The sequence below is a fragment of the Actinomadura fibrosa genome (assembly GCF_900659615.1).
GTDB lineage: Bacteria > Actinomycetota > Actinomycetes > Streptosporangiales > Streptosporangiaceae > Spirillospora > Spirillospora fibrosa.
Map to the genome: position 1 here is coordinate 1 of NZ_CAACUY010000262.1, position 11,330 is coordinate 11,330.

Consider the following 11,330-nt stretch of genomic DNA (forward strand, 5'->3'; position numbering starts at 1 on the left):
GGCGGAGGGCGGCGCCGCGCCCGTCCCGGCCGGGCATCGGCCCGTCCTGCTGCCGGCGGGCCGCTTCGACGCCGCCGTCCTCGCCCGCGACGCGCTCCGGCACGGCGACGCCCTGGCCGGTCCGCTGATCGTCGAGCAGGACGACACGACCGTCCTCGTCCCGCCCGGCTGGTCCCTGGAGGTCGGCGCGGCGGGCGACCTGCACCTGCACCGGAGTCCCCGACCATGACCCTCGCTCCCGCCGCGCCCGGTCCGGGCGCGCCCGACCCCGTCACCCTGGAGATCGTCGGCAGCAAGCTCGGCGCGCTCACCGAGGAGATGTGCCTGACGCTCCAGCGCACCAGCAGGTCGCTGTACGTCAAGGAGACCGCGGACTTCTGCTGCGCGCTCGCGGGCCTCGACGGCGGCTTCGTCGCCTACCCGCGCGGCATCGGCGTGTCCGGGTTCGTCGGCCTCAACGTGCTGGACGCCGTCCAGGCGGCCGGCCCGCTGGAGCCCGGCGACGTGGTCATCACCAACGACCCGTACACCTCCGGCGGGCTGGCCACCCACCTGACCGACATCCAGCTCATCGAGCCGTACTTCCACGACGGCCGGCTCGTCGGGTACGGGTGGGCGTTCATCCACTGCTCCGACATCGGCGGGCGCGTGCCGAGCAGCCTGTCCCCGGTGAACGACGAGATCTTCCAGGAGGGGCTGCGGATCCCGCCGGTGAAGCTCGTCCGGGCGGGGGAGCCGAGCCGCGACGTCGAGGCGTTCCTGACGGTCAACACCCGCACCCCGGACGCCAACCTCGGCGACATCCGCGCGATGCGCGCCGCGCTCGCCACCGGGCGGGAGCGGCTGGCGGGCGTGATCGCGCAGCACGGCGCGGACACCGTCCTCGCCGCGCAGCGCGGCCTCATCGCGTACACGGCCGAGAAGGCGCGGACCGCACTGGCCCGGCTCGGCGACGGCACCCACCGGTTCGTCGACTACCTCGACGACGACGTGGTCTCGGACGTCCCCGTCCGGCTGTCGGTCACCGCCACCCTCGACGGGGGGCGGCTGCACCTGGACTTCACCGGCACCGACCCGCAGGTCCCCGCCGCGTTCAACATCGCGAGCCTCGGACGCGTCCACGCCTGGATCACCACCCGGGTCCTCGCGCTGATCTGCACGCTCGACCCGGAGATCGCGCTCAACGCCGGCCTGACCGCGCCCATCGAGGTCACCGCCCCGGAGGGCTCGCTGGTCAACGCGGTCCGCCCGGCCGCCGTCGGGGTGCGGCACGCGGCGGCGTCCCGCGTCAACGACGCGCTCGGCGGCGCCCTCGGGCTCGCGGCCCCGTCCGTCCTCCCGGCCGCGGGCAGCGGCCTCGTCGTCCCGGTCGTGGTCGCCGAGCACGGGCCGGACGGCGAGAACGTGCAGGTGCTGGAGCCGATGGTCGGCGGCACCGGCGCGCGGGACGGCGCGGACGGCGTGGACGGGCGCGACAGCGGCATCTCCAACCTGTCGAACAACCCGGTGGAGACCGTCGAGACCGAGATCGGCGTCGAGGTCCTCCGGTACGGGCTGCGGCGCGACTCGGGCGGCGCCGGCCGGTGGCGCGGCGGCTGCGGGCTCGAACTGACCTTCCGGGTGCGCGGCACCGGGACCCGGCTGCTGGCCCGCGGCCTGGAGCGCATGCGCTTCCGGCCCTGGGGCGTGGCGGGCGGGCGACCGGGCGTCCCGGCCCGGCTCGTCCTGAACGCCGGCACGGACCGCGAGCGGGCCCTCGACAAGATCGACGTGCTGCCGCTGGACGACGGCGACGTGGTGACGCTGCTGACCTCGGGGGCGGGCGGGTACGGCGACCCGTTCCTGCGCGACCCCGAGGCGGTCCTCGCGGACGTGCGGCGCGGCGTGGTGTCGGCCGAGGCCGCCCGCCGCGACTACGGCGTCGTCCTGGCGCCCGACGGGCTCGCCGTCGATGAGGCCGCCACGCTGCGGGAGCGGGCCTCCACGGCGGGCCGCGGGGGAGCGGGCGCCGAGTTCGGGCCGGAGCGGGCCGCCTGGGAGTCGGTGTTCCCGACCGGTCTCGTGGACCGCCTGGTCGCGGCCCTGTTCCGGCAGCCCGCCGCGCACCGGTCCCGGCTCCGCTCGGACGCGTACGCGGCCGTCCTCGCCGGCCTCCCGGACGGTTTCCCGCGCGAACCGGTGCCGCCCGCGCGCGCGGAGGCGGCGCGCGCCCGCCTGCTCGACGAGATCGGGAAGCTGGAGCGGACCGCGCCATGACGCCTCCCGGAGCGGGCGCCGCCGCCGGAACGGACCTCGCCGGCCTCTACCGCGACCTGCACCGCCACCCCGAACCGCCCTTCGGCGAGGTCCGGACGGCGGGCATCGCCGCCGGGCGGCTGCGCGGCGCGGGCTACGACGTCGCGACCGGGATCGGCGGCACCGGTGTGGCGGGCGCGCTGCGCAACGGCGACGGGCCGACCGTGCTGCTGCGCGCCGACATGGACGCCCTGCCGCTGCTGGAGAAGACCGGCCTGCCCTATGCCAGCACGGCCACCACCACCGCCTCCACCGGCGGCGAGGGCGAGGGCGGCGAGCGGGTGCCGCTGATGCACGCCTGCGGCCACGACATGCACGTGACCTGCCTGGTCGGCGCGGCCGAGCGGCTCGCCGCGACCAGGGCGGGATGGCGCGGCACGGTCCTCGCCGTGTTCCAGCCCGCCGAGGAGATCGCCGCCGGCGCGCGGGCGATGCTGGACGACGGCCTCTACGCGCGGTTCGGCGCCCCGGACGTCGCGCTCGCCCAGCACGTCTTCCCGCACCCGGCGGGCACGCTGCTCCTGTGCCCCGGCCAGGTCGTCGGCGCCACCGAGAACCTGGAGGTGACGCTGTTCGGCACGGGCGCGCACGGCGCGCAGCCGGAGCGGAGCGTCGACCCGGTCGTGCTCGCCGCCGCCGTGATCATGCGGTTGCAGACGATCGTGTCGCGGGAGGTCGCGCCGGCGGAGCGCGCGGTGATCACCGTGGCGCGGGTGCGCGCCGGGCACAAGGAGAACGTCATCCCGGACGAGGCCGCGCTCACGCTGAACGTCCGCGCCCTCTCCGAGGACGTGATGCGCGCCCTCCTCGCCGCCGTCGAGCGCGTCGTCCACGCGGAGGCCGCCGCGTCGGGCGCGCCCCGTCCGCCGCGGATCCGCCCCGTCAGCGCCTACCCGATCCTGCGCAACGATCCGGACGCCACCGCCCGCCTCGACGAGGCGTTCACCCGCCGCTTCGGCGCCGGGCGGGTCGCCGCGCTCGCCCCCATGCTCGGCGGCGAGGACTTCGGCCTGTTCGGCGCCGCGGCGGGCGCCCCCTCGGTGTTCTGGGGCCTCGGCGCCGCCGATCCCGCCCGGCTCGCCGAGGGCGCCGTCCCCGGCAACCACTCGCCCGGGTTCGCCCCCGCCGTCGAGCCCACGCTGTCCACGGGCGTCGAGGCCCTCGCCACCGCGGCGCTCGCGTTCCTCCGCACACCGTGAGCACGCCGGTGAGCATGTCGATCTGCGTCGTCGGCGCCGGACCGCGCGGCACCGCGCTCGTCGAGCGCATCGTCGCCAACGCCCCGGCGGAACGGCGGATCGACGTCCACGTCGTCGATCCCTACCCGCCGGGCGGGGGGCACGTCTGGCGGCCCGACCAGCCCGGCCACCTGCTGATGAACACCGTCGCGGCCGACACGACGCTGTTCACCGACCGCAGCGTCCGCTGCGCGGGCCCGCCCGTGCCCGGCCCGAGCCTGTACGAGTGGGCGTCCGCCGTCGCGCGCGCCGGTGACGCGGACCCGGCCGCCCAGGACGAGGCCGCCCGGACGCTGCCCTGGTCGCACCCGTCCCGCCGCTTCTACGGGCGGTACCTGGCGTGGGTCTACGACCGCGTCACGGCGGCGGCGCCCGAGCGGATCGCGATCCACGCGCACCGGACGCGGGCCGTCGCCCTCACCGAGGACGCCGCGGGCCGCCAGATCGTCGCGCTGGAGGACGGCTCGGGCCCGCTGGCCGTCGACGCCGTGATCCTGGCGCTCGGCCACACCGACCTCGAACCCACCCCCGAGCAGCGCGCCCACGGCCGGTTCGCCGCCGAGCACGGCCTCTTCTACGGGCCGCCCGCCAACCCGCTCGACACGCGCTCGGACGCGATCCCGCCGGGCGCGGCCGTCCTCGTCCGGGGCCTCGGCATGAACTTCTTCGACCACATGTCGCTGCTGACCATCGGGCGCGGCGGGCGCTTCGAACCGGCCGGCGACCGGTTGCGCTACCGGCCGTCCGGCCGCGAGCCGGTCCTGCACGCGGGCTCCCGGCGCGGCGTCCCGTACCTGGCGCGCGGCGACTACGGCCGGATGCCGCCGGCGTTCCCGGCCCGCTACTTCGACGCCGCCGCCGTGGCCCGGCTGCGGGAGGCCGGCCCCGCGGACTTCGCGTCCGACGTCTGGCCGCTCATCGCCAAGGAGACTGCGGCCGTCTACTACGACGTCCTCCTGCGCGAGCAGCCCGGCGCCTGCGCGATGCCCCCGGAACGCTTCCGTGCGAGGTTCGACGCGCTCGCCTGGGAGGACCCCGCGATGACCGACCTCATCGCCGCGGCGTTCCCCGATCCGGTCGTCCGCCTCGACTTCGCCGCCCTGCACCGCCCGCTGGACAGCGTCCCGCTCGACCGGGAGCCCGTCCACGACACGGTGGAGGCCCTCGTGCGCGCCGATCTGGCCCAGGCGCGGAACGCGCCCCGCAGCCCGCTGAAGAACGCCATGACCGCGCTCGGCGCCACCCGGGGGAGGGTCCGCGACCTGGTGGCGCACGGCGGCCTGACGGGCGCGTCGCACCGGCGGGACCTCGACGGCTGGTTCCAGGGCTTCGCCGCGTCGGTGGCCAGCGGCCCGCCCGCCGGGCGCGTGGACGAGCTGCTGGCGCTGGCCGGCGCCGGGCTGGTCCGGTTCCTCGGCCCCGACATGATCGTGACCGCCGGCCCGGCCGAGGGCGCCTTCCTGGGCGCCTCGCCCCGGACCGGCGCGGCCCCGGTCGCGGCGCCCGCCCTCCTGGAGGCGCACCTGCCGCCCCCGGACCTGGGCCGCACCGCCGACCCGCTCCTGCGGCGGCTCCGGGACGGCGGTGCCTGCCGCCCCTACCGCATCCCCACGCCCGGCGGCCCCGCGTACGAGACCCGCGGCATGGACGTCGAGCCCGGCACCTTCCGCGTCGTCGACGCGAGGGGCCGGGCGCACCCGCGCCGCTTCGCGCTCGGCATCCCCATCGAGTCGGTCGACTGGCTGACGGCGATGGGCGCGAAGCCCGCCGCGAACGCCGCGATGCTCGCCCAGGCCGACGCGGTGGCCCGCGCCGCGCTGGACCCCGGCTGAGCCGTCCGCCGGTCCCGCCGGTCGGAGGGCGGGGGTCAGTGGCCGGTGGCCGCGGCTCGGAAGTCGTTCAGGCCGTCCAGGAGCCGGCGGCGGCTCTCGGCGGACATCCGCGCGAGCAGCTCCCCGAGGTCGCGGCGCCGCTGCGCGGTGATCCGGTCGAGCAGCCGCTCGCCGGGCCTCGTCAGCCGCAGCGCGATCCGGCGGCCGTCGCTGTCGTCGCTGCCGCGGGTGACGAACCCGGCGGCCTCCAGGCGGTCGCACAGGCGGCTGGCCGCGGACGGGAGCATCCCCAGCGCCTCGGCGAGCTCGCGCAGGCTCAGGCCGGCCTGCTCGCGCAGCACCTGGAGGGCCCGGATCTGCGTCGGCGAGACGTACTCGGTGACCGTTTCCAGCGAGCGGCACCATACGTCGATGGCGTGCCGGATGGCGTCTTCAAGCAGGAGAAGGTCATCGGGGGTATCCACAGGACTCCTTCCACTCGCCCGGCTGCCGGCCGCACGGGGGCTTGCGCTGACGTCCGCGATCACATGCCCACGTATTTAGCCCAAGTAACAACCCTGGCACCCTCCGTGGCCGACATCGTGCCGGACCTGCGCCGATGGTGTCCAGATCGATCCGGTGGACGGCGGCTGCACGGGCGGCGACGCCAAGGTGCCTCACGGAGAGTCACTGTCAATGACGTATCGTGACGAGAGACGGATTCCGGCGTCTGCGGCATGAGCGTGAAAGGCGGTCGATTGGCCTCCAAGGTGATATTGCACATCGGGCAGCAGAAGTCCGGTACCACCTACCTTCAGGAGGTGCTCGGGCACGTCGCCGGGCCGCTGGCCGAGACCGCGGGCATCCTCTACCCCGCGTCGATCCGGGAGGTCCTGCCGGACGCGGTCGAGAGCCACGAGCGGGCGACCAGCGGGCTGCTCGGCACCGAGTACCCGTGGATCTCCGCGGAGCGCGCGGCGGACGAGCGGGCCAAGTGGCCCCGGTTGATGGCCAGGGTCCGCGCCTGGCCGGGGACGGCGCTGCTGTCGGCCGAGGCGCTGTCGACGATCCGGTCCCCGGCCGTCGCGCGGGTGGCCGCCGAGTTCGCCGGCGCGGAGGTCGCGGTCGTGGTCACGACCCGGAGCCTCGACCGGTCGCTGCCGTCGCTGTGGCAGCAGCACGTGCGCAACGGCCGGGTGTCCACGGTCGGCGAGTTCTTCGACCTGCTGGCGCGGCAGCGCGACCGCGGCCCGGCCGCGATCGAGCGGGAGCACGGGCTGCACCTGTGGCGGGCGTTCGCGCTCGGCGGCCTCGTCCGGCGCTGGGCCGCGCAGGTCGGCCCGGAGCGCGTCCGCGTCGTGGTGAACCCCGGCTCGCCGCCGGACCTGCTGTGGCGCCGCTTCGCCACGGCCATCGGCGCCCGGCACTGCGCGGACCTGCCGTCCGACGACGTCCGGACGCATCGCGCCCACCGCGGGCTGACGCACGTGGAGGCCGAGCTGGTGCTCGCGCTGAACCGGGCGATCGGCGAGGCGGGCTGGAGCCGGTACGAGGGGCGGGCGATCCGGGAGGAGATCCTGCAACACGGCCTGCTGCCCCGGACAGACCGCGGTCCCCGGGTCGCCGTGCCCATGCCGGCGCGCAAGCGGGTCGCCGCGTGGGCCGAGGAGGATCTGGCCGACCTGCGCGCGACGGGTGTGCGGGTGGTGGGGAACCTCGACGAGCTCCAGTGCTCCGCCGAGCCCCAGGACGTCGACCAGCCCCCGGTCGCCCCGGAGGAGGTCGCCCAGGCCGCGGCGGCCGCGATCATGGCGGTGGCGTCACGCGACCGGTACGCCCCGGCGCTGCGGCGGAGGGGCTGGCGCGCGCGGCTCGGGTCCCGTGCCTGACCGGACGCCTGGGGCCCGAGGGCTCGTCCGGGAGAACCGTGGCCTCGTCGTGGCCTGCGTGGCCGTGCTGCTGGCGGTCCTGGCACTGTCCGGATGCCTGGCGGGCGGGCGCCCCGGCCGTCCCGGAGCGGCGTTCCCCGTTCCCTCCAGGTCTTCGAGCGCGGTAAGCGGCGAGGGGAAGCGGCCGAACTTCGTCCTGATCCTCGCCGACGACCTGGACGAGTCGCTCATGCCGTACATGCCGCAGGTCAAGAAGCTCCTGGCGGACGAGGGGACGACGCTCAGCCGCTACTACGTGAGCCTGCCGTGGTGCTGCCCGTCCAGGGCGACCATGCTGCGGGGCCAGTACGCGCACAACACCGGGGTCTACAGCAACAACGAGCCGAACGGCGGTTTCGCGGAGTTCCAGCGGCGGGGGCTGGACCAGTCGACGCTGGTCACGTGGCTGCGGGCGGCCGGCTACCGGAGCGGCCTGTTCGGCAAGTACCTCAACGGCTACCCCGAACAGGTCCCGTCCGCCGGGAAGACGTACGTGCCGCCGGGATGGGACACCTGGGCGAGCCCCGTGGACGGGCACCCCTTCCAGGGCTTCGACTACACCCTCAACGTGGACGGCGCCCTGATCCACCGGAAACCGTCGGAGAAGACCTATTTCACCGACGTGCTCTCCAGCCGGGCACAGGACTTCGTGACCTCCTCCGACGGCCGCCCCTTCTTCGCCTATATCGCCCCCGTGATGCCCCACACCCCGGCCGTCCCGGCGCCGCGGCACCGCAAGCTCTACCCGGACCTCAAGGCACCCCGCACGGCGAACTACAACCTGGCCGAGATGGACGGCAAGCCCGCGGAACTGCGGCGGCTGCCGAAGGCCACGTCCGCCGAGAAGCGCCGGTGGGACCGGCTGTTCCGCGACCGCGCGCGGTCCGTCCTCGCCATCGACGACATGGTCGGCGCGCTGGTGAAGGCCCTGGACGGCAGCGGGAGGCTGGACGACACCTACGTCGTCATGACGTCCGACAACGGCTTCCACATCGGCCAGTACCGGATGGCGCCCGGCAAGAACACCGGGTACGAGGAGGACACCCGCGTCCCGTTCGTGGTCCGCGGCCCCGGCGTGCCCGCCGGGCGGACCGTCGAGCGGCTCGCGGGCAACACCGACATCGCCCCCACCCTGGCCGATCTGGCGGGCGCCCGCGTCCCCGGCTTCGTGGACGGCCGTTCCCTGCGGCCCCTCCTGCACGGGAGCGTGCCTCCGGGCGACCGATGGCGGCAGGCGTTCCTGCTGGAACACGGGACGGCCCGGAACACCGGACCCGCAGGCGGTCCCGGCACCCATGCCAAGCCCTATACGCCCAAGACCCGTGACAACGCCTACCTCCCCGCCTTCACGGGCCTGCGCACCGACCGCCACCTCTACCTGGACTACGTGACGGGCGAGCGGGAGCTGTACGACCTGCGGACCGACCCGTTCCAGGAGCACAATCTCGTGAGCAGCGAACCGGCGACGGCGGCGTGGCTCTCGTCCTGGCTCCGCAGGCTCCGCACGTGTGCCGGCCAGACCTGCCGCACTCAGGAGGACCGCCCCTGAGACACTGGCCACCGCCGGGCGCCGACCGGATCAGGAGCCCTGCCTGAGCAGGGCGCGGACGAGGCGGGCGATCGGGGACTGCCGCCCGCCGCGCGCGTCCTCGTCCGGCTCGCCGGACTCCGTCGCCTGGGGTGGCGCGGCCTGCGCGGCAGCGGTCGGACGCTCGTGCAGGCGGTACCGCACCGGCAGTGACCGCAGCCCCCGCATGAGGGGCGAGGAGCGCCAGGGGAGCTGATCGACGGGCAGGCCCAGCTCCAGTTCGGCCATCCGCTCGAAGAGCCGCTCCACCGCGATGGTCACGATCCTCGTGGCGAGCTCGTCCGCGGGGCAGCGGTGCGGACCGGCGCCCCAGGCGAGGTGCGCCCGCGAGCTGTTCACCGAGTGCGGGTCGAGGGCGTCGGCGAAGCGGGGGTCGGCGTGCGCGGCCGCCACGGACGCCATGACCGGGTCGCCGGCGGCGATGGCGACGCCGCCGAGCGCGGTGTCGGCCCTCGCGAAGCGGAACGTCATGTTGGTGTTGGGCGGCTTCGCCATCGCGGCCCGGTTGACGGTCTCGCCGACCATCCCGGTGGCGAGGCCGACCCGGGCGCCGGCGTCCCCGGCGACGACCTCGACGATCGTGTTGCAGATGAGCGAGCTGCCCATGTCGCCGAGCGTGCTGATCACGTTGACCATCTCGGTGGCGATCTGCTCGGCGGTCAGCTCGGGGCGCGCGGCGAGCATCCCGGACGGCAGGTCGTCGCCGGGCCGGTGCCGGGCGGCGACGACCCGGCCGATCCCGCCGGTCAGCCGGGCCAGCGCCGCGTCCGCGCCGGGACCGGCGTCCACGACCCGCCAGATGTCGACGACGGCCTCGTCGGTGGTGGCGTCGAAGCCGATCAGCCGGTTGCACGCCATGACCGCCAGCGGGCGCGCGTACTGCGCGGACAGGTCGGCGAACCCGTCGGGCCCGCCCTCGGCCAGCAGGTCCAGCAGCTCGTCGGCGTGGCCGCGGATCTCGTCCTCCAGCCGGCGCGCCTGCGGCCGCGCCCGGCTCTGGAACGGCTGCAGCCCCGCCGCCCACGCCTCCCGGAGCTCGGCGTGGGCCGCGCCCTCCTGGAACGGCGTGCCGGTGCTCTGGTAGACGGGCAGCAGCGGCCAGTCCGCCGGGACCCGCCCCTGCGCGTGGTCGCGCCAGTCCGCGACGCGCTTGCTCCACAGCCCCCGCTGGTTGCGCAGCACCGACAGGACCTCGTCGTAGCCGAGGACCAGCCAGACCGGGACCCCGAGCAGCAGGACCGGCGCGACCGGGCCGTACTTCTCGCGGAGCCGCTCGTACACCGGGGCCGGGTCGGCGTCGAACTCCCGCGTCAGGAGCGGTTCCACCGCCGACGACGCGAGGGCGCCGGGGGAGGCGGGCGCGTAAGGGGGGATGTGAGGGTCCATGGCTGCTCTCGTCCGTCGTCCGTGTCGCTCCACAGGAGGCCGTTCCGGTCCCGCGCGGGGCGCGGATCGGTCCACGCCCGAAACTCTAGGGATCACGGACCGCGGGCGTCCAAGGAACGGATCACGATCCGCGACGGGAACGACACGCCGCACCCCCTCGAAGCACCCGCCCGAACCCCGGGATCCGCGCCGGACGCCCGGTGCCGATAGCGGCCACGGTCCGCCGGACGGCGGGCGATAAGGGGTGAGAGCAACGGGTATGCCGGGGACCATGGCCGAAGACATCACGGCCCGCAACGACGAGGTCAAGGCCCGGCTGGACCGGGCCCGCGAGCGGGCCCAGAACGCGAACGAGCGGCGCGAGCAGGCAGGCCGGCGGGTCGAGGAGCTCGCTCGGACGCAGGAGGAACGTCCGGAGCCCGAGTCCGCGGCGGTGCGGGTGCGCGTCGCCAAGGAGCGCGCCGCGGAGGCGGGCGAGGCGGCCGCCCGCAGCGCGGCCGAGGCACGGGCCGGCTACCGGCGCGCCGCCCAGGCGCTCCGGCGGAACGCCGAACTCCACGAGCAGGCCGCCGCGCAGGGCGTCGGCGACGTGGAATGGCACCGCCGCATGGCCGCCAAGGCGCGCCGCGAAGCCGAGACCGACACGGACGAGGCCGACCGCCTGGCCTGACCGCCCGCCCAGCACCGCGCGACTCGCCGCGAGTGACGTGGGTGGACGCGGCGGGTTCAGCGCGGGGGGTTGAGGGCTGCCTTCGCGCGTTCGTACCAGCGGCGGGCCGTGCGGGTGCCGGGCAGGCGCACGTCGGGCAGCAGCGGGGCGGCGGAGCGCTGCCGGAGCGCGGCCGCCGTGACGCCGGAACCGTAGGCGACGTCCTCGGCGAGGCGGAGGACGGTGTAGCGGACCGGATCGACGGCCGGACCGCCGCCGCGGCTCTCGCGCAGCCATTCCAGCGCGATAGGCGCGAGCATGGCCGCGGTCGCGGCGCGGGCCGTCCGGCTGCGCGGGGCGGTGGCGAGGGCGAGCAGGCCGGCGGGCCACCATTCGCGGCGGAGCGCGTGCCCGATCGCGGCGGCGTCGGCGACG

The 11,330-nt window shown here is 75.9% G+C and carries 9 protein-coding genes and 1 pseudogene; 7 read left to right on the forward strand and 3 right to left on the reverse strand.

All coding sequences use genetic code 11. From position 1 onward, the window contains the following. The 4 genes from E1300_RS50760 to E1300_RS41825 form a co-directional block, all read left to right on the forward strand. Positions 1-229: hypothetical protein (locus E1300_RS50760; protein WP_207400266.1), on the forward strand; the 229-nt coding region annotated here is incomplete at its 5' end. Further along, entirely contained in the window at positions 226-2,256 is a 2,031-nt protein-coding gene (locus E1300_RS41815; RefSeq protein ID WP_131762828.1) for a hydantoinase B/oxoprolinase family protein, read from the forward strand. The genes E1300_RS50760 and E1300_RS41815, both read left to right, overlap by 4 nt. Further along, positions 2,253-3,494 carry an amidohydrolase gene (locus E1300_RS41820; RefSeq protein WP_131762829.1) on the forward strand — a complete coding sequence of 414 codons (1,242 nt, stop codon included), beginning with the start codon at positions 2,253-2,255 and terminating at the stop codon, positions 3,492-3,494. Before E1300_RS41815 ends, E1300_RS41820 begins: the two co-directional genes overlap by 4 nt. Further along, positions 3,491-5,365, forward strand: coding sequence for an FAD/NAD(P)-binding protein (locus E1300_RS41825; RefSeq protein WP_131762830.1), 1,875 nt, complete (start codon positions 3,491-3,493; stop codon positions 5,363-5,365). Before E1300_RS41820 ends, E1300_RS41825 begins: the two co-directional genes overlap by 4 nt. Positions 5,366-5,400: 35 nt before the next feature. Here E1300_RS41825 and E1300_RS41830 read toward each other — a convergent pair whose 3' ends face one another. Next, on the reverse strand, positions 5,401-5,829 hold the full coding sequence (locus tag E1300_RS41830) for a MarR family winged helix-turn-helix transcriptional regulator (RefSeq protein WP_165503234.1): 429 nt from the start codon (positions 5,827-5,829) through the stop codon (positions 5,401-5,403). Positions 5,830-6,102: 273 nt separating this feature from the next. On the opposite strand from E1300_RS41830, the gene E1300_RS41835 reads away from it, so the two are divergent. Then, entirely contained in the window at positions 6,103-7,233 is a 1,131-nt protein-coding gene (locus tag E1300_RS41835; RefSeq protein WP_131762832.1) for a hypothetical protein, read from the forward strand. A gap of 58 nt (positions 7,234-7,291) precedes the next feature. Beyond that, positions 7,292-8,821: a sulfatase family protein gene (locus E1300_RS41840; RefSeq protein WP_242619744.1), complete on the forward strand. Its 1,530-nt coding sequence runs from the start codon at positions 7,292-7,294 to the stop codon at positions 8,819-8,821. A 30-nt stretch (positions 8,822-8,851) separates the two neighbouring features. Here the strand turns inward: E1300_RS41840 and E1300_RS41845 are convergent, their stop codons facing one another. Beyond that, positions 8,852-10,246, reverse strand: a complete 1,395-nt coding sequence (locus tag E1300_RS41845; RefSeq protein WP_131762833.1) for a cytochrome P450 family protein — start codon at positions 10,244-10,246, stop codon at positions 8,852-8,854. 271 nt (positions 10,247-10,517) lie between these two features. Between E1300_RS41845 and E1300_RS41850 the strand changes: the two genes are divergently transcribed. Continuing rightward, a complete protein-coding gene (locus tag E1300_RS41850; RefSeq protein ID WP_207400267.1) occupies positions 10,518-10,916 on the forward strand; it encodes a hypothetical protein in 399 nt (132 codons plus the stop codon). A gap of 56 nt (positions 10,917-10,972) precedes the next feature. On the opposite strand, the pseudogene E1300_RS50765 reads toward E1300_RS41850, so the two are convergent. Next, a pseudogene (locus E1300_RS50765) lies at positions 10,973-11,330 on the reverse strand (hypothetical protein); the annotation flags it as partial.